At 69.0% G+C, this 19,420-nt stretch carries 17 protein-coding genes and 2 tRNA genes; 8 read left to right on the top strand and 11 right to left on the bottom strand.

Going from position 1 to position 19,420, the window contains the following annotated elements:
* Nucleotides 1-156: 156 nt before the first annotated feature.
* The 5 genes from rsrA to OID54_RS25555 form a co-directional block, all read right to left on the bottom strand.
* A complete protein-coding gene (gene rsrA, locus OID54_RS25575) occupies nt 157-486 on the bottom strand; it encodes a mycothiol system anti-sigma-R factor (RefSeq protein ID WP_329023144.1) in 330 nt (109 codons plus the stop codon).
* On the bottom strand, nt 483-1,166 hold the full coding sequence (locus OID54_RS25570; protein ID WP_383534158.1) for a sigma-70 family RNA polymerase sigma factor: 684 nt from the start codon (nt 1,164-1,166) through the stop codon (nt 483-485). The genes rsrA and OID54_RS25570 overlap by 4 nt, the downstream gene beginning before the upstream one ends.
* Before the next feature lie 273 nt (nt 1,167-1,439).
* Complete coding sequence (locus OID54_RS25565; RefSeq protein ID WP_329023140.1) at nt 1,440-2,108, bottom strand: alpha/beta hydrolase family protein; 669 nt, start codon at nt 2,106-2,108, stop codon at nt 1,440-1,442.
* 2 nt (nt 2,109-2,110) lie between these two features.
* Nucleotides 2,111-2,257 (bottom strand): hypothetical protein, encoded by a 147-nt coding sequence (locus OID54_RS25560; RefSeq protein WP_329023138.1) that lies wholly within the window; start codon nt 2,255-2,257, stop codon nt 2,111-2,113.
* 90 nt (nt 2,258-2,347) lie between these two features.
* On the bottom strand, nt 2,348-3,163 hold the full coding sequence (locus tag OID54_RS25555) for an SOS response-associated peptidase (RefSeq protein WP_329023136.1): 816 nt from the start codon (nt 3,161-3,163) through the stop codon (nt 2,348-2,350).
* A 49-nt stretch (nt 3,164-3,212) separates the two neighbouring features.
* Here OID54_RS25555 and OID54_RS25550 point away from each other — a divergent pair, with 49 nt between their 5' ends.
* From OID54_RS25550 to OID54_RS25535, 4 genes are all read left to right on the top strand, one after another.
* Nucleotides 3,213-4,010: a M50 family metallopeptidase gene (locus tag OID54_RS25550; RefSeq protein ID WP_329023134.1), complete on the top strand. Its 798-nt coding sequence runs from the start codon at nt 3,213-3,215 to the stop codon at nt 4,008-4,010.
* A 69-nt stretch (nt 4,011-4,079) separates the two neighbouring features.
* The gene (gene aroA / locus OID54_RS25545) at nt 4,080-5,402 is read left to right on the top strand and encodes a 3-phosphoshikimate 1-carboxyvinyltransferase (RefSeq protein ID WP_329023133.1); all 1,323 of its coding nucleotides are present in this window, start codon (nt 4,080-4,082) and stop codon (nt 5,400-5,402) included.
* 12 nt (nt 5,403-5,414) lie between these two features.
* Nucleotides 5,415-6,428 (top strand): ribosome small subunit-dependent GTPase A, encoded by a 1,014-nt coding sequence (gene rsgA, locus OID54_RS25540; RefSeq protein WP_329023132.1) that lies wholly within the window; start codon nt 5,415-5,417, stop codon nt 6,426-6,428.
* Between the two features lie 114 nt (nt 6,429-6,542).
* Nucleotides 6,543-6,866, top strand: a complete 324-nt coding sequence (locus OID54_RS25535) for a DMT family transporter (protein ID WP_329023131.1) — start codon at nt 6,543-6,545, stop codon at nt 6,864-6,866.
* A 96-nt stretch (nt 6,867-6,962) separates the two neighbouring features.
* Here OID54_RS25535 and OID54_RS25530 read toward each other — a convergent pair whose 3' ends face one another.
* Nucleotides 6,963-7,571 (bottom strand): TetR/AcrR family transcriptional regulator, encoded by a 609-nt coding sequence (locus tag OID54_RS25530; protein ID WP_329023130.1) that lies wholly within the window; start codon nt 7,569-7,571, stop codon nt 6,963-6,965.
* A gap of 189 nt (nt 7,572-7,760) precedes the next feature.
* Between OID54_RS25530 and hisN the strand changes: the two genes are divergently transcribed.
* Nucleotides 7,761-8,561, top strand: a complete 801-nt coding sequence (gene hisN, locus OID54_RS25525) for a histidinol-phosphatase (protein WP_329023129.1) — start codon at nt 7,761-7,763, stop codon at nt 8,559-8,561.
* Nucleotides 8,562-9,017: 456 nt separating this feature from the next.
* Nucleotides 9,018-9,419, top strand: a complete 402-nt coding sequence (locus tag OID54_RS25520; RefSeq protein ID WP_329023127.1) for a CBS domain-containing protein — start codon at nt 9,018-9,020, stop codon at nt 9,417-9,419.
* A 480-nt stretch (nt 9,420-9,899) separates the two neighbouring features.
* Here the strand turns inward: OID54_RS25520 and OID54_RS25515 are convergent, their stop codons facing one another.
* Nucleotides 9,900-11,351 (bottom strand): catalase, encoded by a 1,452-nt coding sequence (locus tag OID54_RS25515; RefSeq protein ID WP_329023125.1) that lies wholly within the window; start codon nt 11,349-11,351, stop codon nt 9,900-9,902.
* Nucleotides 11,352-11,489: 138 nt separating this feature from the next.
* On the opposite strand from OID54_RS25515, the gene OID54_RS25510 reads away from it, so the two are divergent.
* Nucleotides 11,490-11,906: a Fur family transcriptional regulator gene (locus OID54_RS25510; RefSeq protein WP_329023123.1), complete on the top strand. Its 417-nt coding sequence runs from the start codon at nt 11,490-11,492 to the stop codon at nt 11,904-11,906.
* 179 nt (nt 11,907-12,085) lie between these two features.
* On the opposite strand, the gene OID54_RS25505 is transcribed toward OID54_RS25510, so the two are convergent.
* Nucleotides 12,086-12,159, bottom strand: a tRNA-Met gene (locus OID54_RS25505).
* Nucleotides 12,160-12,542: 383 nt separating this feature from the next.
* Between OID54_RS25505 and OID54_RS25500 the strand changes: the two genes are divergently transcribed.
* Nucleotides 12,543-13,754: an MFS transporter gene (locus OID54_RS25500; protein ID WP_329023122.1), complete on the top strand. Its 1,212-nt coding sequence runs from the start codon at nt 12,543-12,545 to the stop codon at nt 13,752-13,754.
* 131 nt (nt 13,755-13,885) lie between these two features.
* Here OID54_RS25500 and OID54_RS25495 read toward each other — a convergent pair whose 3' ends face one another.
* The 3 genes from OID54_RS25495 to OID54_RS25485 all read right to left on the bottom strand — a co-directional run bounded on the left by OID54_RS25495 (nt 13,886) and on the right by OID54_RS25485 (nt 19,392).
* Nucleotides 13,886-16,045, bottom strand: coding sequence for a tetratricopeptide repeat protein (locus tag OID54_RS25495; RefSeq protein WP_329023121.1), 2,160 nt, complete (start codon nt 16,043-16,045; stop codon nt 13,886-13,888).
* Between the two features lie 202 nt (nt 16,046-16,247).
* Nucleotides 16,248-16,321: transfer RNA gene (locus OID54_RS25490), tRNA-Met, on the bottom strand.
* A 116-nt stretch (nt 16,322-16,437) separates the two neighbouring features.
* Nucleotides 16,438-19,392: a UPF0182 family membrane protein gene (locus OID54_RS25485; RefSeq protein WP_329027777.1), complete on the bottom strand. Its 2,955-nt coding sequence runs from the start codon at nt 19,390-19,392 to the stop codon at nt 16,438-16,440.
* Nucleotides 19,393-19,420 lie beyond the last annotated feature (28 nt).

Raw genomic sequence — 19,420 nt, 5'->3', positions numbered from 1 at the left:
TCGGGGAGCCGTTCGCACAGACGAGTGACACCGGGCGCGTACGAAGGTGTCGAACTGGCATTCTAGTCGAATGCTCGGCGGTGGCCGTACGGCAAAAGGGTGCACCGCATCCGCTGCGGCGCACCCTCATCGGACGTCCTGTCGGACGCCTTCAACTCACTCGCCCTGGACCTCCGCCGGGCCCACCGTGGCGCGCGACGCGCTCTGCACGTCCTCGTCGGGCACGGTCTGCCCGGAGCGGATCAGATCGATCCGGCCCATGACCTTCGCCCGCAGGTCGGTGGGGACGTCGTCCTGCCCGCAGCAGCGCTTGACGAGCTTCTTCACCGCCTGTTCCAGCCCGTACTTCTCCAGGCAGGGAGAGCACTCCTCGAAGTGAACCTCGAACTTGGTGCAGTCACCTTCGGGCATCTCACGGTCGAGGAACTCATAGAGGTGGTCGAGAACCTCTGAGCAGTCCGTCTCGTGCGGCTCTCCGCAGCTCATGAGCCCGAGCCTTTCGCTTCGTTCGACTCCCCCGCACCGGCCGGGACGAGACCGCGCTCACGGGCGTAGTCCTCCAACATGCCGCGCAGCTGTCGACGGCCCCGGTGCAGGCGGGACATCACCGTCCCGATGGGTGTACCCATGATGTCCGCGATCTCCTTGTACGCAAAGCCTTCTACGTCGGCAAGATAGACCGCGATGCGGAACTCCTCCGGAATGGCCTGGAGCGCGGCCTTCACGTCGGAATCCGGAAGATGGTCGAGGGCCTGCGACTCGGCGGAACGCAGACCTGTCGACATGTGCGACTCGGCGCGCGCCAGCTGCCAGTCCTCGATCTCCTCGGCAGCGCTGCGCTGGGGCTCGCGCTGCTTCTTGCGGTACGAGTTGATGAACGTGTTCGTCAGGATCCGGTACAGCCACGCCTTGAGGTTGGTGCCCTCGCGGAACTGGTGGAACGAGCCGTACGCCTTGGCGTAGGTCTCCTGGACGAGATCCTCGGCATCGGCCGGATTGCGCGTCATGCGCAGCGCGGCGGAGTACATCTGGTCCAGGAAGCCGAGGGCGTCCCGCTCGAAACGGGCGTTGCGCTCCGCAGCCGTCTCCGCGGGCCGTGACGTCTCCGCGGGCTCTGCGTCTGCCTGTGCCGCCTGGCCGTCGTCGGTCCCAGTGACCGGACCCACCTCCTCCAACGCTGTGGCGGGACCGAAAGTGGACCCGCTCGAATCGGAGAATAGTCGACCTTCGGTGGCCAGCTCCTGTCGACCGGCTCCGCCCGGCGCCCGAACAGCGGCGGTCTTCGCCGCCGTCAGCACGGACCACTCCAGGTCAGCGCTGTGCGTACGGCGGGGGCAGATGGTCGAACTCATGCGAGGTACTCCCTACTCCGAGCTCGGATGACTCAGGTCCTGACATCCGCTGCAACAGACCCGGGGCACCCGGCATTCCCGTCCTCGTCACGCCTCGGCCAACAGGGGATGCAGCCAATCCCGTACGGCTTCGGTGATGAGCGTCACGGTGTCCTGTTCGGTGCGGCCGGAGCGCTTGGGTACGGCAAAGGCATGATCGGCGTCGGGGATCCGAGTGAGCGTGTACGCGCCTTCGGGGAACTCCTCCGGGGTGCCGAAGGGGTCACGGGCGCCCTGGACGACGAGCGTGGGGACCTCGGTGCCGAGGAGTTCCACCGCCCGGGAACGCTCCGGACGCCCCGGCGGATGGAGGGGAAAGGCCAGGGCGAGGACGGCGGCGGCATCGAGCTCCGTGGCCAGCCGGCAGGCCACCCGGGCTCCCGCGCTGCGTCCCGCGGCGACGACGGGAAGGCCGGATCCGCACAGGCTGGGCCACACGCCCCGCCAACCACGGTCGAGGGTGGCGGGGGCGGGCGCGACCTTCTTTCCCGCCACGCGCCAGGGTTGCTCCACGAGGGCGACGCTCACCCCGTGCGCGGGCAGCGCGGCGGCGAGGCCCGCCAGATCGCGGGCGTGGACACCGCCACCGGCGCCATGGCCGAGGGCGAGCACCAGACGGGGGTGAGCGGCGTGGTGCCAGTTGATGCGCGCGGTCCCGGCATCGGTCTCGACCAGCTCGGTGCTCGGGGCCGGCAGGGCACCCGCTTCAGGGCTCATGCTCACGGCCTGCCAGCCTTCGCCGCCGCTGTGGTGTCTGTCGCGTTGTCGGCGTTCATGTCCTTCGTGGCACCGGTGACGGCGGTGGCGCCCGGTCCCGTGTGGTCACGCGTACGGGTCGCTGGGGAACTGGTGCGGCGGTGATTCACGCACCCATCCTGCCCCGCCCCACCGCCCACGCCGGGCAAGACCACCCCGACCTGGTCGCGTCGGGAGGGGACACCGCAGGTCCGAGCGGGTCAGAACAGCGTGCTCTCCTCCGGTGCGGCCAGCTCCGCCAGCAGTTCCGGCCCGTTGTTGCGGACGTTACTGACGGCCGTGGGAACGGCGTAGGCCCGCATCAGCCCCTCGGGCGGCGGCTCCAACAGCGACTTCAACTGCTCCAGGTCCGTGCGCGAGGGGTCCAACCAGTCGTCCCAGCGGTCCGGGGTCAGCATCAGCGGCATCCGGGGGTGGATGTCCGCCAGGGAGCCCGGACCGTCGGCCGGCGCCACCCCCAGCGGCCCCTGCTCCGCCTCGGTCGTGAGCACGGTGCAGGTGACCCACCAGGCCCGGGGGTGCTCGTCGGGGAGGGTGCGGTCCCGCCAGAACTCGTACAGGCCCGCCATCGCGAAGATCGAGCCGTCCGCGGGAGTGACGAAGTACGGCTGCTTGCGGGGTCGCTTCTTCTTCCCCGCCTCTTCCAGCTGTCGTTCGTCGACGCCGGTGACCCACTCGTAGTACCCGTCGGCGGGCAGGATGCAGCGGCGTGAGGCGAAGGGGCGACGGAAGGAGGGCTTTTCGTGCACGGTCTCGGACCGGGCGTTGATCATCCGGGCTGCCCCCTCGGGATTCTTCGCCCAGGACGGCACAAGCCCCCACTTCAAGGTGCGCAGCTGGCGAACCGGACGCGGGTCATCGGCGTCTTTCAGAGGGCGTTCGAGGATCGCGTAGACCTCTTTGGTCGGGGCCACGTTCCAGTCGGGCGCCAAGGTCTCCTTCGGCTCCCACTGCTCCACGTCGAAGACCTCGACCAGGTCTTCGGGCTTACGACTCGCCGCATACCGTCCGCACATAACTGCAACACTGCCACTTCGGAACGCCGTCCAAGGAGCCGCCCCAGAAATGGATATGATCCATTCCGCTTCCCGTGAGTCCCTGGCCTCCTCCGCGCCCGAGGGCCGGACGGACCCGGTGCTGGCCGCCGACTCCATCGGGCGATCACTCAGTGATCTCTGGGACCGGGTCATCAGCACCCAGCCCGCCCCGGAACAGTGGCTCGTCATAGCCACCGCGGTGCTCGCGCTCGCCGCCGTGGCACCGCGTCCCCTGTGGCGACTGTCCCGCAACGCCATCACCATCGCCCACGAGGGCGGCCACGGCCTGATCGCCCTGCTGACCGGCCGCAGCCTGGAGGGCATCCGGCTGCACTCGGACACCAGCGGGCTCACCGTCAGCCGTGGCAAACCCACCGGCCTCGGCATGATCCTCACCGCAGCCGCCGGCTACACCGCCCCGCCCCTCCTCGGCCTCGGTGGTGCCTGGCTGCTCGCAGCCGGACACATCACCCTGCTCCTATGGCTGGCCACGGCGCTGCTCCTGCTGCTGCTCGTCATGATCCGCAACGCCTACGGCGCCCTGACGGTGATCCTCACCGGTGCCGCCTTCCTGCTGATCTCCTGGCTCGCCGGCTCCGAGGTCCAAGCGGCCTTCGCGTACACCGCCGTCTGGTTCCTCCTACTCGGAGGCGTGCGCCCGTCCTTCGAACTCCAGGTCAAGCGGCGCCACGGCGGAGCGCCCGACTCCGACGCCGACCAACTGGCCCGGCTCACCCATGCGCCGGCCGTCCTGTGGCTGTTCCTGTTCCACGCAGTGGCGGCGTGCTCGCTGATCGGCGGCGGGCGCTGGCTGCTGGACCTGTAGGAGTGGTGCACGGTTTCGCCAGCATTTGATCAAACGGGCAGCCGTCCCGGAGCCACTAAAGTAAAGACCATGACCGAAGCCTCCGTGCACCCTGCCCTCTGGCCCGCCCCGCTCGCGACCCAAGCCGTCGAGGCGACGGTGACCGTGCCCGGATCGAAATCGGTCACCAACCGCGCCCTGGTGCTCGCCGCACTCGCCGCGGAGCCCGGCTGGCTGCGCCGCCCCCTGCGGTCCCGCGACAGCCTGCTGATGGCCCAGTCGCTGCGAGCGCTCGGCGTCGGCATCGAAGAGGGCGTCGGCGCGGACGGCGAGGGCGAGGTCTGGCGGGTCATCCCGGCCGGGCTCCACGGCCCCGCCACCGTCGACGTCGGCAACGCCGGCACGGTGATGCGCTTCCTCCCGCCCGTCGCCACCCTCGCCGACGGGCCGATCCGCTTCGACGGCGACCCTCGGTCGTACGAGCGTCCCCTCCACGGGGTGATCGACGCCCTACGGGCCCTCGGTGCCCGCATCGACGACGAAGGGCGCGGCGCGCTCCCGCTGACCGTCCACGGCGGTGGAGCGCTCGACGGCGGGTCGGTGGAGATCGACGCCTCGTCGTCCTCGCAGTTCGTCTCCGCACTGCTGCTCTCGGCGCCCCGTTTCAACCAGGGCGTGGAGGTGCGGCACATCGGCACCACCCTGCCGTCCATGCCCCACATCCGTATGACCGTCGACATGCTGCGCGCCGTGGGAGCGCAGGTGGACGAGCCGGAGACCGGCGGCGAGCCCAACGTCTGGCGGGTCTCCCCCTCGGCCGTCCTCGGTCGCGATGTCACGATCGAACCGGACCTCTCCAACGCCCAGCCGTTCCTCGCCGCCGCTCTGATCACCGGCGGCCGGGTCACCATCCCGGACTGGCCCGAGCGCACCACCCAGCCCGGCGACGCCCTGCGCACGATCTTCACGGACATGGGCGGCTCCTACGAGTTGACGGACGCGGGTCTCACCTTCACCGGCACCGGCCGGATCCACGGCATCGATGTGGATCTCGGCGAGGTCGGTGAGCTCACCCCGGTGATCGCCGCCGTCGCGGCGCTGGCCGACTCACCGTCCACCCTGCGGGGCGTGGCGCATCTGCGTCTACACGAGACGGACCGGCTGGCCGCGCTCACCAAGGAGATCAACGAGCTGGGCGGCGATGTCACCGAGACCGAGGACGGCCTCCACATCCGGCCCCGCCCCCTGCGCGGCGGTGTGTTCCACACCTACGACGACCACCGGATGGCCACCGCGGGCTCGGTGATCGGGCTCGCCGTCGACGGCGTCCGGATCGAGAACGTGGCGACCACCGCGAAGACCCTGCCCGACTTCCCGCGAATGTGGGCAGACATGCTCGGAGCGGGAAACTGAACGGGATCTGAGATGCGGCGCTACGGCAAGAACCCCGACGAGGACGACGTACGCGTCCGCCCCAACCGCAAGGGCAACCGACCGCGGACCAACATCCGCCCCAAGCACGAGGACGCCAGCGAGGGCATGGTCCTCACGGTGGACCGCGGACGGCTGACCTGCCTCGTCGAGGACCGAATCATCCACGCCATGAAGGCCCGTGAACTGGGCCGCAAGGCTGCGGTCGTCGGCGATCGGGTCTCCATCGTGGGGGATCTCTCCGGGGACAAGGACACCCTGGCTCGTATCGTCCGCATCGGTGCACGGTCCTCCGTGCTCCGCCGCACCGCCGACGACGACGATCCCTATGAGCGGGTCGTCGTCGCCAATGCCGACCAGTTGGCCATCGTGACCGCCCTCGCCGACCCCGAACCGCGCCCCCGGCTGATCGACCGCTGTCTTGTTGCCGCGTACGACGGCGGTCTCACTCCCCTGCTCGTCCTCACCAAGTCGGACCTCGCCTCCGCGGACGAACTCCTGGAGATGTACGGGGCGCTGGGCGTCCCCCATGTGGTGACCAGTTGGGAAGAGTTCGGCGACGGCGTCGCGGCCGGGTTGATGCGTGAGCATCTGTCAGGACGTACGACAGCCTTCGTGGGGCACTCGGGCGTCGGCAAGACGACGCTGGTCAATGCCCTGGTACCGGAAGAGCGTCGGCGCTCGACCGGTCATGTCAACGCGGTCACGGGCCGGGGCCGGCACACCACCACATCGGCGCTCGCTCTCCCCCTCGCGGACGAGAAGGGGGGCTGGGTGATCGACACCCCCGGAGTGCGCTCGTTCGGGCTGCACCATGTGGATCCGTCCCGGGTGATCCTCGCCTTTCCCGACCTCGAACCGGGCACGGCGAACTGTCCGCGCTCCTGTAGCCATAACGAGCCGGACTGCGCCCTCGACGCCTGGGTGGCGGAGGGCCACGCCGATCCGGCCCGGCTGTACTCGCTGCGACGGCTGCTGTCGACCCGCGAGCGACGCGAGGGCGACTAAAGCGTGCATTGGCGGTCTTCGGATATCGATACGGGCATAATCACATCAAGTCCGACGAAGTCTATTGAAGACTGATGAAGTCTCACGAAGCAGTCACCGACTGTTGGAGGCGCGATGGCGTGGCTGCTCGTGGTGGTCGCCGGAATCCTGGAGACGGGGTTCGCCGTCTGTCTGAAGCTCTCGCACGGGTTCACCCGCCTCTGGCCGACCATCGCCTTCGCCGCCTTCGCCCTCGGCAGCTTCGGATTGTTAACCCTGGCGCTGAAGAAGCTCGATGTGGGCCCTGCGTACGCGGTGTGGACCGGGATCGGCGCGGCGGGCACGGCGATCTACGGCATGGTGTTCCTGGACGACGTGGTCTCCGCGCTCAAGATCGTCTCGATCTCCTTCGTGATCATCGGTGTCATCGGGCTCCAGCTGTCGGGCTCGGCGCACTGAGCGCACCGAGTGCACCGAGCGCACCGAGTGCACCGAGTGCACCGAGTGCACCGAGCCAACTGAGTGCGTGAGTGCCTGAATACGGGAACTTCGAGGTCAGTCGGCGACGGGGCACAGCAACGGACCCACAGCGGTACGGGCCTCCCCCACCGGAGCCGGGGCGACGACGTGGGACAGGGTGAGCCGGACCGCGAACTCGCAGCCGTGAGCGGAATCGGGCGACTCCCGGGGTACGGCGCAGTCGAAACCGTCCGCCGCCAGAGTGGCGCAGAGGCGGTCCCGCACCAGGGCGACCATCGCACCCGGTGTCAGCGGGCCGGCATCGGCGGGTCCGCCATCAGGCGAGATCCCCGGCTCGGGAAGCCGATCGCCCCAGCAGCCGGTGAGAAGGGCACGCAGCAGCCGGTTCTCGCTCGCCTCTTGGATCGTCCACTCGGCGAGAGCCTCCCGACGCCGATGGCCCACGTCGGGGGGGCCTCCCGGAACGGCGGCGGCCAGAAGTCGGTCGACGCCATGGAGATAGGCGTCGGCTTCGCGGCGCACCAAGGCCCGCGCCAGCCCGCCCTTGCTCCCGAATTCGTTGTAGAGCGTCTGGCGGGACAGCCCGGCGGCGGCTGCGACATCCCCCATCCGCACCGCGGACCAAGGCCGTTGGGCCAGGGCTTCGAGGGCGGCACTGAGCAGGGACTCTCGGGCTGACGGCACATCGCCTCCCCGGCTGCGGGGCCCGGATCGGGCGTCCGGTCCCGCGTACGGCTCTTTACCCAGACTTGGGGCGCGGCCCTAGGGTGTCAAGGGCGACGGTTCGGCCCCGGCCGGCCGCCATCCGGCCGCTGCGGACGCCGTCCGGCGCTCGCCGTGATCATGCCCGGGTCGCCCCGATAGGGTGAGGGCATGCCCGACTACCACGACGATCTCCGTCTCGCCCATGTCCTCGCGGACGCCGCCGACGCCGCGACGATGGACCGGTTCAAGGCCCTGGACCTCAAGGTCGAGACCAAGCCGGACATGACACCGGTGAGCGAGGCGGACAAGGCCGCGGAGGAGTTGATCCGCGGGCAACTCCAGCGGGCCAGACCACGCGACGCGGTCCTCGGCGAGGAGTACGGCATCGAGGGCACGGGGCCGCGGCGCTGGGTGATCGACCCGATCGACGGGACCAAGAACTACGTCCGCGGCGTGCCGGTCTGGGCCACGTTGATCTCACTGATGGTGCAGGGCGAGGGCGGCTTCCAGCCAGTGGTCGGAGTCGTCTCGGCACCGGCACTCGGGCGTCGCTGGTGGGCGGCCCAGGGTGGCGGAGCCTATACGGGCCGCTCCCTGACCTCGGCGAGCAGACTTCAGGTCTCCCAGGTCAGCTCCATCAGCGACGCCTCCTTCGCCTACTCGTCGCTGAGCGGCTGGGAGGAGCAGGGCCGACTGGACGGCTTCCTGGATCTGACCCGCGCCTGCTGGCGGACCCGCGGCTACGGCGACTTCTGGCCGTACATGATGGTGGCCGAAGGCTCGATCGACATCTGCGCCGAGCCGGAGCTCTCGCTCTGGGACATGGCGGCCAACGCCATCATCGTCACGGAGGCGGGCGGCTCCTTCACGGGGCTGGACGGCCGCCCCGGGCCGCACAGCGGAAACGGCGCCGCGTCCAACGGGCTGCTCCACGCCGACATGCTCGGCTATCTGCACGGACAGAGCTGATCACCCCGTTGCCCAACGAGCCCGCCGTCTGACAGGCCGTCTGCCTGACAGGCCGTCTGGGCTCACTGGGCGATGGGCTTGTCGGGTGATCGGGCTCGACGGGCGCCGCCATCGGCCTGCGCCGGTTCGGAGCTTGGGAGTTCGGGCCGGCCCCGCCGCGCCGGCGCCCTCGTTGCCGGGCACCCCGCGCGGCGGCACCTCGGCGCACATATCCCGGCCCCGGCGGCAGGAGATCATCCCGGGCCCGAGGTCCGAGATCTCGAAGATCGCCCAACCGGACTGTCCCCCTCAGGTCTCAGAACCAGTCGTGCGCACCCCCTTGCTGCCCCTCCCCAAGGCTGCGACTCTAAAAGTCGACCCTCTTGTGAACTTGTGAATTCTTTCTCTAAGGGCTCACGCACGGGTTCACCCGAGGGCCGCAAGAGGCCCGAATCCCTCAAGGAGGTGGCTCCATCCATGCTCGTCCGTGACGCCATGAGCACGGTGGTCCTCACCATCGGACCCACCCACACGCTCCGTCAGGCCGCCGGCCTGATGGCTGCCCGTAGAGTCGGCGCAGCCGTCGTCCTCGACGGTGACGCCGGGGGCGTGGGCATCCTGACCGAGCGCGACATCCTGAAGTCGGTGGGGATCGGGGAGAACCCCGATCGAGAAACCGCCGGCGCCCACACCACCACCGACGTCGTCTTCGCGGCACCTTCGTGGACGCTGGAGGAGGCGGCGGAAGCCATGGCCCATGGCGGCTTCCGCCATCTCGTCGTCCTCGACAGCGAGGGGCCGGTGGGCATCGTCTCCGTCCGCGACATCATCCGCTGCTGGGCTCCCGTGCGCCGTCAAAGGGCGGCGCTCGTCGGATAGCGGGGCCTTCCGCGGACTCGCCGGTGGCGAGGATCGCCCAGGCCCCCGGTCCTTCGCGGTACGACCGCCGTGCCCGCCGACCCGAGCACGGAGCGACCGCGACCAGGACCACCCACCACGGCCGGCCACAGTACGGCCGGGGACTTCAACCGCCCCACGGCATCGATCACCATCGGCGCCGACCGAACGACACCCTCGACCGGACGGCCCGACCGCGCGATGAGTGCAGCGCGGCGTAAGGGCCACGACTCCCATCCGTACCGACCGATCCGTACGACGTGACCGGACCGGTGGCTTCCCTGTGCGCACAGCGAGGCCGCCCGTCCGTACCGACCGATCCGCCCTGACGTACTGTCCGACGATCCGGGCGACCGACCCGGTCGTTCCACGAGAACGTGTCCCTGGAACGACCGCGCACAAGAGAAGGCCGGACCTCCCTGGACAGGGGTCCGGCCTTCCCGCTCACACGGCAAGCGCGTTTCAGCCGCGCAGGGCCTGAACGGCGGCTTCGAGCCGCTTGCCGAAGTCTCCGTCGGCCTGACGGAAGTTGTTGATCGCACGCTCGGCGATGTCGTCGCGCGAGACCTTGGCGATGAAGCCGGAGAGGTTCTCGATCAGCCGGCTCCTCTCGCCCTCGGACATCAGCCGGTAGAGATTGCCCGCCTGGACGAAGTCGTTGTCCTCGGCATGGCTCGGTGCCTCGTGGTTTCCGGTGGCACCGGAGACCGGGGTGGCTGACCACAGCGGCTTGTCGGTCTGGAACGGACCGCCGAAGCTGTTGGGCTCGTAGTTCTTCGCGCCCTGGTGACGGCCGTCGTAGAGGAATCCATCACGGCTGTTGGTCCGCGCCTCGGTGGCGTGCGGGCGGTTCACCGGCAGGTGGTCGGCGTTGATCCCGACGCGGTAGCGGTGGGCGTCGCCGTAGGCGAAGAGGCGGCCCTGGAGCATCTTGTCCGGGGACGGTCCGATGCCCGGCACGAAGTGGGCGGGCGAGAAGATGGACTGCTCGACCTCGGCGAAGACGTTCTCCGGGTTGCGGTTGAGCTCCAACTTGCCGATCTCGATCGGCGGGTAGTCCTCGTGCGGCCACACCTTGGTGAGGTCGAACGGGTTGAAGCGGTACGTCGCCGCATCCGCCGCGGGCATGATCTGCACCTGCACGGTCCAGGAGGGGAACTCGCCCCGCTCGATGGACTCCCGCAGATCGCGCTGGTGGCTGTCCGGGTCCTCACCGGCGAGGAGGTTGGCCTCTGCCTGGGTGAGGTTCTTGATGCCCTGGTTGGTCTTGAAGTGGTACTTCACCCAGAAGACCTCGCCGTTGGCGTTGTTCCACTGGTAGGTGTGCGAGCCGTACCCGTTCATGTGGCGCAGGGTGGCGGGAATGCCCCGGTCGCCGAAGAGCCAGGTCACCTGGTGGGTCGACTCGGGCGACAGACCCCAGAAGTCCCATACGTTGTCGGCCTCCTGGGAGCCCGTGTAGGGGTCGCGCTTCTGGGTGTGGATGAAGTCCGGGAACTTGATGGCGTCCTTGATGAAGAACACCGGGGTGTTGTTCCCGACGAGGTCGTAGTTGCCCTCTTCGGTGTAGAACTTCAGCGCGAAGCCCCGGGGGTCGCGAACCGCGTCGGCCGAACCGAGGTTCCCAGCCACCGTCGAGAAGCGCAGGAAGGTCTCGGTCTCCTTGCCGACCTCGGAGAGGAACGCGGCGCGCGTGTACTGCGTGACATCGGCGGTGAGGGTGAAGGTGCCGTACGCACCGGCCCCGCGGGCGTGCACCACGCGCTCCGGGATGCGCTCGCGGTTGAAGTGGGCGAGCTTCTCCAGGAGCGCCTGGTCCTGGACGAGAACAGGACCGCCGACGCCTGCGGTCTCGCTGTTCTGATTGTCGGCGACCGGCGCCCCGGCCTCCGTAGTGAGCGGTCCCTGCGTCACGTGCGCCTCCTGCGTCCTTGCGTTCCTGACCCTTGCTTGTACCGAAGCCGATCCTACGATGGACTTTGTCTAAGTCAAGTGAACATCCAAAGTCACACCCATTCGGGATCAGGGGATCCCGCTGCTAGGCTGAGCCTTATGAGTGACCTGTTGGAACGGCTTCGTGGGCGCGGCTGGCGCATGACTGCACAGCGGCGTGTCGTCGCAGAGGTCCTCGACGGCGATCACGTCCATCTGACCGCCGACGAGGTGCATGCTCGGGCTGTCGCCAAGTTGCCGGAGATCTCCCGGGCGACCGTCTACAACACCCTTGGCGAGATGGTCTCCCTCGGCGAGGTGCTGGAAGTGGCCACCGATCGCCGCGCCAAGCGGTACGACCCCAATGCGCACCGGCCGCACCAGCACCTGGTCTGCGGCAGGTGCGGAGCGATCCGTGATGTCCACCCCTCGGGCAATCCGCTGGCCGACCTCCCGGACTCGGAGCGCTTCGGCTTCACCATCTCGGACGTCGAGGTCACCTATCGCGGCCTCTGTCCGGGATGCGCCGGCGCCTGATCCGAAAGCCGGGACCACCCCGTCCCAGCCGCACTCTCCCACGACGAACAGCGCGATCGGCCGCTCCCGGCACCAGCCTCGGCCCGCCGCATCTGATCTTGATGAGCGTGATTCCTCACGCACCACTTCCCGCGCATGACGAAGGCCCGGACTCAGAAGAGTCCGGGCCTTCGTTTCAGTAGCGGGGACAGGATTTGAACCTGCGACCTCTGGGTTATGAGCCCAGCGAGCTACCGAGCTGCTCCACCCCGCGGCGATGAACCTAACCTTACGCTGCCCCCGCCGGCCAGAGCAAATCCATTCACAGGAGCCCGCTCCTGCCTCCCTCTCCCCGCTCGGACCAGGTCGAACGACCTGAGCGGACCGGGTGCCGCATAGCGCACCGCGACCAAGGCGCCCCCTTCCAGGGGTCGTCGCCGAGATGCGGGTCGGCGGAATTGCCCGGGCGGTGTGGGGGCCACGGTTGCTACCCTTCCCGGGTGTTCATCGTGATGTTCATCTGACGGTCCTGGTTGTCTCCCGTCCAGGTTCTGATCCGTTGAGGGTGCCCGCTGTCCTGCCCTCCGGACCTCGATGGCCGTCAGATTCCCGACGGCCTCGCCTTTACCGTCGGTCGCACATCATCGGAGCCCTTTCGTGCTCGCAGTGCTTCTCCTTCCTGGCGCGCTTCGCGCCTTCCTCCCCGCCCTGATCGGTCGGTCCGCTCTCGCCATGGGCACTCTCGCCCTCCTCTTCGCCGTCCAGGAAAGTACGGGTTCCTACGCCCAGGCCGGTTTCGCCACGGCCGCCTTCGGCATCGCCAATGTCATCGCCGCCCCCTGGCGTGCCCGGGCCGTCGATCGGTTCGGTCAACGGACCGCGCTCACCACCATGGCCTCGGGCCAAGCCGCGGGCTTCGCCGCGCTCGCGCTCCTCACGGAAGCCGAAGGGGTTGCGGCCCTGTGGTTCCCCGTCCTCAGTGCGGCGGTCGGACTGAGCGCACCACCCCTGGGTGCGGCGATGCGCATGGTCTGGGCCTCGCTCACGACGGCGGGTGATCAGCGGACCAAGGCATTCAGCATCGACGCGGTCTGCGAAGAGCTCCTCTTCGTCGGTGGTCCCGTCATCATCACCGCGGTCATCGTGGCCAGCTCTCCCGGCGTCGGGTTGTGGGTGACCGCGGCAGCGGTTCTCGGCGGCACCGCGGCGATGACGTCCAGTGCGTCGTCACGGGCGCTACGCGGAAGGGGAGACAGTGGCGCGCGCGGCGATCGGCCACTGCGGCAACCGGGGTTCGTCAGGGTACTGATCGTCCTGCTGGGCGTCGGTGGTGTGCTGGGCGTCGCGGAGATCGCAGCACCCGCGGTAGCCGCGCAACATGATGCTGTCGCCGCTTCGGGCTGGCTGCTGGCGGCGTTCGCCGCCGGAAGTGCCCTCGGAGGTCTTCTCTACGGCCAGCTGAACCTGAAGGGGGGAGTCGGCAGGAGGCTGTTCGTCCTATGCGTGAGCATGGGTCTTGCCGCGGTGCTCGTGTCCCAGGTCGACACACTCGGTCTCTTCGCCGCGGGCCTCGCCCTCGTCGGCCTGTTCCTCGCCCCGTCCCTCATCACCGGATACCTCATCGCCGACACCATCGTTCCGGCATCCGGCCGGACGGAAGCGTCGACATGGATCAACACGTCGGTGAACCTTGGTGCATCGCTGGCGTCCGCAGCGGCAGGAATCGCCATCGAGCGGTCCGGCGCCTGGCTCGCCCTCGTCCTCATGGGGGTGATCGCGCTCGCGCTCGCCTCCGTCGTGCCGTTCGCACGGCTGCACACGATCGAGCCGCCGGCGGACCGCGCTCCCGATCGTTGCGCGCAGGACTGATCACCGGCCCCCGGCAGCCCGAGCGGTCGGGGGATCGGCACTGACGGGCAGTGTTCCGTACGGCGCCTACTGGTTGGCGACCGATCTGGTGGATCGGTGGCCAACCAGCACTTCCGATCTCGTGGCGGACGCTACGCCGTCAGCTCCTGATGGAGCGCCTCCCGCAGCCGTGCGGCGCGCTCGGCGACCTCGGCGGGCCCCAGCTCCACCGCGCGAGCGCACCAGCGCTGCCCCTCGGAGAGCTCTCCGCGGCGGGCCGCGAGGAGCGCGAGACGCAGGGCCGCTCGGCCGTGCCCGGCCCGCGCCGCGCGGGTCCACCACAGGGCGGCCTCGCGCTCATTGCCCTCACGGGCCAGCAGCAGGCCCAGATTGAAGGCGCCGTTGCGGCTGCCCGCCGATGCCGCCTCTCGGTACCAGCGGGCCGCATCGGTCATGTCCCCCCGGGCGGCGGCGAGCATCCCGACCCTCACCTGCGCACGACGGTGCCCCTGTTCGGCGGCCCGCTCGTACCACTCCTCGCACTCGGTCTTCTCCGCCAGTGACTCTCCGAGCGCCGGCGCGCCCGGAGGCGGCTGTCGGGCGTCCAGCAAAGTGGCGAGCCGGAAGGCCGCCTCGGCGCTGCCGCCACCGGCCGCGCAGCGCAGATGACGCTCGGCAGCCAGTTCGTCGCCGTCCCTCAGCAAGGCGATGCCGACCTGGAGGGCCGCCTCCGTGTGCCCGGCAGCAGCGGCCCTCTCGTACCAGGTCAGCGCCGTACGGTCGTCGTCCCGGCCTACGTAGAGGATGCCCAGGTTGAAGGCGGCGTCGACGCTTCCCGCCTCGGCCGCCTTCGAGAACCAGGGCTCGGCGCCCACCAGGTCGCCCGCCTGGAGGAGCAGCACGGCGAGTGCGTTCGCCGCCTCGCGGTGACCCGCGTAGGCGGCCTGCCGGTACCACTGCTCGGCCTGGGCGATGCGGTCCTGCGCGGCGCAGAGCAGACCGAGGTTGTAGGCGCCGTTCACATCGCCGGCGGTCAGGGCGGCGCGGTACCAGCGCTCAGCGGTCTGCGGCTCACCACGGGCCGCGTGCAGGGCGCCGAGTGCGTTGGCCGCGTTCCCGTCGCCGTCCTGGGCAGCCCGCAGCCACCAGACGGCGGCGCTCTCCTCGTCCCCGGCGTCCCGGAGCAGGAAGGCGAGCGCACAGGCTGCCCTGGCCTCACCGTCCTTGGCGGCACTCAGATACCAGCGGCCGGCCTCCTTGAGTTCACCGCGCCGCTCCAGGATCGACCCGAGATGCAGGGCAGCCCGTCGATGTCCACGTGCGGCGGCCTGGCGGTACCACTGGGCGGCCTCGTCGAGGGTGGTCAGCACGAGGTTCGTCGCGCTGCTCGACGCCTGGCCCGGGTCATCGCCGCGGTCCGCCGGGCGCGCACTCTGTCCTGTGGGGCGCGCTCCGCCCCGGGACGCGCTGCCGTGGGCGTCCCGTGGGGATCGGTCGCCGTCGTGTACGGCTACTGCACCGGCGCCGCCCTCGCCCGATCGCGCCGGAAGGGCTCGACCACTTCCCAGCATCAACTCCGCTGCGCCTGCCGGCCGTGTCTCCTCCGCGGCGCGCGACTCCAGAGCCCGGGCGAGCCGGTAGGCCGCCTCCCGGTGCCCCTGTTCGGCGGCGGAGCGCAGCCAGCGCTCAGCACCCTTCTCGCCACGATGTTCCAGCAGGTCCGCGAGTGCGTACGCGCCCAGGGCATGGCCCTGTTCCGCGGACTGGCGCAGCCAGTACTCGGCAGCGGGCTCGTCACCGCGTTCACGGAAGTGACGACCCAGGGCGTGGGCCGCCGCTGCGGAACCGGCGACGGCGGCCACGCGCCACCAGGCCGCCGCCTCGTCCGCGTAGCCCCGCTGGTGGAGGAGGACGCCCAGATTGTTGGCTGCGGCACGGTCGCCGTCAGCGGTCGCGCCGCGCAGATGGGGTTCCGCGCTGTCGAGGTCCCCACGGCGCAACAGGGCAGCGCCCAGCAGGCTCATGGCGGCCGTGTCGCCGTCGACGGCGGCCCTTCGGTAGCGCTCCTCCGTCTCGGCGCTCTCCACCGCGTCGGTGGACTCGGCAGTCACCGTCGGCCCGTTGGCGTCTTCATGGTCGACGGGACCGACGGGGCCCGCGCCGAGGGAGGCGGGATGGCGCATGGCGGGGTGGGCGGTGGTGCCGGCGATGCTGTCAGCAGCGGAACTCGTTGCATCCGCTGCATTTACGGCATTTCGCTGCACAAACCGCCCTGTCTTCAACAGAGTCGCCCTGTCCCCCATAAATTCCATCGTCGCACCACCCGCAACCCGCGTACACCTGGTATACCGCAGCCAGTGAGGTCACTTCAGCGTTTTGTCGACATGCCCACAGAGAGACAAGTCAAACACTTACTGAGCCAACTCGCAGCACGCCACGCGCAGTTCCCCACGTGATCACATACGCATAAAGAGGGCCCGGATCCTCAAAGGATTCGGGCCCTCTTTATTTCAGTAGCGGGGACAGGATTTGAACCTGCGACCTCTGGGTTATGAGCCCAGCGAGCTACCGAGCTGCTCCACCCCGCGTCGTTGTGTTCACACACTATCACGGCGCGGGATGTTGCCTGATCAGAGCGGCTGTCGCCGGCTCTGCCCACCCCGTCCCACGGGGTGTACCCATGGGACGGGGGCCGTCAGCGCAACTAGGTCGACGTGGACGGCGAGGGGGCTGGTGACTTCGGCGGCGGGGTCGTACTCGGTCGGCCCTGGGCAGCCGCGAGACGCTCGATGGCGGCTTCCAGCTTGTCCTGGGCCCTGCCGTAGCCCTCCCGGTCCTTCGGATCCTTCTCCAAGAGCGCGTCCATCTCCGCCTGCGCCTTGACGACATCGCTGATGGCCGCCTTCAGCGCCGCGTCACCCGTAGCGGGTGGCGCCGTCGGGTCGGGCGTCGGCTTGGTGGGGTCCTCGCCCGGTGGGGTGGTCGGCTCCTCGGTGCCCTCCTCGCCGAAGACCGCGTTGAGCGCCTCCGGCAGGCTGTCCTTGAAGACGGGTTTTCCTCCGCCGTAGGCGACGGCCACCTTCCGCAACAGCGGGTAGTTGGCACTGCCACCTCGGGCGTAGACCGGCTCAACGTAGAGGAACCCGCCGTCCAGGGGGATCGTCAGCAGATTGCCGTACTCGATGTCGGAGTCGGTGCCTCTGAGGTCCCGAACGAACGTGGCGACCTCTGGCACACCGTTCAACTCGGACTGCACCTGAGAGGGCCCTTGGACCGTCTCCGTGACTCTGAGCAGTCTCATCGAGCCGTAGCTATCGCTGTTGGCGTCGGCGTCCACGGCCATGTACGCACCGAGGTTGGGGCGCCCGGCCGGGGTGAACGTCGTCGTCAGCGAGAACTTCTGCTCCTTCTCACCCGGCATCTTCAGGCTCAGGTAGTACGGGGGCACCGCACTGCTGTCCTTGTTCGTCGGGTCGTCCGGCACCTGCCAGGCGTCACTGCCGCTGTAGAACTGCTCGGGCTCGGTGACGTGGTAGCGGGTGAGCAGTTCGCGCTGCACCTTGAACATGTCCTGCGGATACCGCAGGTGCGACTTCAACTCGGACGAGATCTCGCTCTTCGCCTTCACCGTGCCGGGGAACGCCTTCATCCAGGTCTTGAGGACCGGGTCCTTGGTGTCCCACTGGTACAGCTTGACCTTGCCGTCATAGGCGTCGACGGTGGCCTTCACCGAGTTGCGGATGTAGTTGACCTGGTTCTGCTGGGCAACCACGGCGCGCTGGTTGGTGGTCAGCGAGTCGGTCGTGGTGTCCCCGAGCGTCGTACGCGATGCGTAGGGGTAGCCGTTGGTCGTGGTGTAGGCGTCGACAATCCACTGGATGCGGCCGTCGACCACGGCCGGATAGGCGTCGCCGTCGATGGTCAGCCAGGGCGCGACGGCCTCGACGCGCTCCTTGGGGGTGCGGTTGTACAGGATCCTCGACCCGTCGCCGACAGCGCCGGAGTAGAAGAGCTGCGGCTCGCTGAACGACACCGCGTAGGCGGCCCTGTTCAAGGCGCTGGAGAGGCTCACGCCGCTCTTGCCCCGATAGCTCGTGTACTTGGTCGGCCCGGTGCTGGCCTCGTAGTCCAGTTCCTTCTGCGGACCACCGACGATCGAGTACTGCTCGGTCTTCTCGCCGTAGTAGATCTTCTGCTCGTACGAACCGAGCTGCCCCTTGGTGGGCATTCCGGATTCGGTGAAGTCAGGCGATCCGACCGTGCCCTTGTTGGGGTCGCTGACCACGCTCGTGCCCTTGGCCGCGATCGCGCCGTAGCCGTGGGTGTAGGTGAAGTGGTCGTTGATCCAGTTCCGCTTGGGGATGCCCTCGATGTCGAGCTCCCGCAGACCGATGACGGTGTCCTGCGGCTTCCCGTCCGGGCCGGGGTAGCGGTCGACGTCCAGCGTGTCCGGGAACTGGTAGTACTTCCGCTCCTGCTGGAGCTGCTGGAAGGCCGGCGAGACGACGTTGGAGTCGACGACGCGGTAGCTCGCGGCGGACTTGGCGTCCTCCCGCTGCTGGGACCTGCGGGTCGGGTCGCCCTTGCCCTTGTAGTCCTCGGCCTTCGTGCTGTCGATGCCGTACGCCTTGCGGGTGGCATCGATGTTCTTCTGGATGTACGGGCTTTCCTTGGCCTGCTCGTTCGGCTGGACCTGGAACTTCTGCACGATGGCCGGGTAGAGGCCACCGATGAGGATCGCCGAGAGGACCATCAGCCCGAACCCGATCACCGGCAGCTGCCAGGTGCGCCGCCACAGCGTGGCGAAGAAGAGCAGGGCGCAGATCACGGCGATGCAGAACAGGATCGTCTTCGCCGGGAGATAGGCGTTGGCGTCGACGTATCGCAGACCCGTCCAGTTCCCCGTGGCCTTGAAGTCGCTGGACTTCACCGCGAGCCCGTACCGGTCGAGCCAGTAGGCCACGGCCTTCAAAGAGACGAAGAGGCCGAGCAGCACCGAGAGGTGTCCGGTGGCAGCGGCGGTCGCGCGGGCCCCGGGGCTGGTGATGCGCAGCCCGCCGTAGAGGTAGTGGGTCAGTGCGGCGGCGATCAGCGAGAGGACGGCCGCCGCGAAGCCGAAGCCGAGCAGGAACCGGTACCACGGCAGGTCGAACGCGTAGAACGCCACGTCCAGACCGAACTCGGGGTCCTTCTCGCCGAAGGCCACGCCGTTGACCCACATCAGCCAGGTGCGCCACTGACCGGTCGCGGAGGCACCTGCGATCAACCCGACCAGAGCGGTGATCGCGAGGAGCACCCACTTCTTGTACGGGGCGATGCCCATGCGGTAACGGTCGAGGCTCTGCTGCTCCAACGACATGGCGCTCAGCGGCGGGCGCAGCCGGTGCGCCAGCCAGATGTTCACCCCGACGGCGAGCGCCATCAACAGACCGAAGACGGCGAAGAGCCCGACCTTGGTCCACAAAGTGGTGGTGAACACCGATGAGTAGTCAACGGATCGGTACCACAGCCAGTCGGTCCAAAAGCCGGCGAACATGACGAACGCCATCGCCAGGACCGCCAGCACACCCAGCGTCATCAGCAGGGTGCGGACGCGGCGGGACGGCCGGCCTACTCTGATCCGTGGCCCGGTCGGGGGGCCTCCGCCGCGGTCCGGCATCTGGAAAGCCAACGTGCGCACCTCGAAG

It is taken from the genome of Streptomyces sp. NBC_00690 (genome assembly GCF_036226685.1).
Classification (GTDB): domain Bacteria; phylum Actinomycetota; class Actinomycetes; order Streptomycetales; family Streptomycetaceae; genus Streptomyces.
Note: the sequence above shows the minus strand (reverse complement) of the source record. Positions and strands in the feature narration are given on the sequence as shown.

Coding starts and splice junctions, on each gene's coding strand:
- rsrA (WP_329023144.1), bottom strand. CDS start 486: ATGAGCTGCGGAGAGCCGCACGAGACGGACTGCTCAGAGGTTCTCGAC.
- OID54_RS25565 (WP_329023140.1), bottom strand. CDS start 2,108: ATGAGCCCTGAAGCGGGTGCCCTGCCGGCCCCGAGCACCGAGCTGGTC.
- OID54_RS25555 (WP_329023136.1), bottom strand. CDS start 3,163: ATGTGCGGACGGTATGCGGCGAGTCGTAAGCCCGAAGACCTGGTCGAG.
- OID54_RS25550 (WP_329023134.1), top strand. CDS start 3,213: ATGGATATGATCCATTCCGCTTCCCGTGAGTCCCTGGCCTCCTCCGCG.
- aroA (WP_329023133.1), top strand. CDS start 4,080: ATGACCGAAGCCTCCGTGCACCCTGCCCTCTGGCCCGCCCCGCTCGCG.
- rsgA (WP_329023132.1), top strand. CDS start 5,415: ATGCGGCGCTACGGCAAGAACCCCGACGAGGACGACGTACGCGTCCGC.
- OID54_RS25535 (WP_329023131.1), top strand. CDS start 6,543: ATGGCGTGGCTGCTCGTGGTGGTCGCCGGAATCCTGGAGACGGGGTTC.
- hisN (WP_329023129.1), top strand. CDS start 7,761: ATGCCCGACTACCACGACGATCTCCGTCTCGCCCATGTCCTCGCGGAC.
- OID54_RS25520 (WP_329023127.1), top strand. CDS start 9,018: ATGCTCGTCCGTGACGCCATGAGCACGGTGGTCCTCACCATCGGACCC.
- OID54_RS25510 (WP_329023123.1), top strand. CDS start 11,490: ATGAGTGACCTGTTGGAACGGCTTCGTGGGCGCGGCTGGCGCATGACT.
- OID54_RS25495 (WP_329023121.1), bottom strand. CDS start 16,045: ATGGAATTTATGGGGGACAGGGCGACTCTGTTGAAGACAGGGCGGTTT.
- OID54_RS25485 (WP_329027777.1), bottom strand. CDS start 19,392: ATGCCGGACCGCGGCGGAGGCCCCCCGACCGGGCCACGGATCAGAGTA.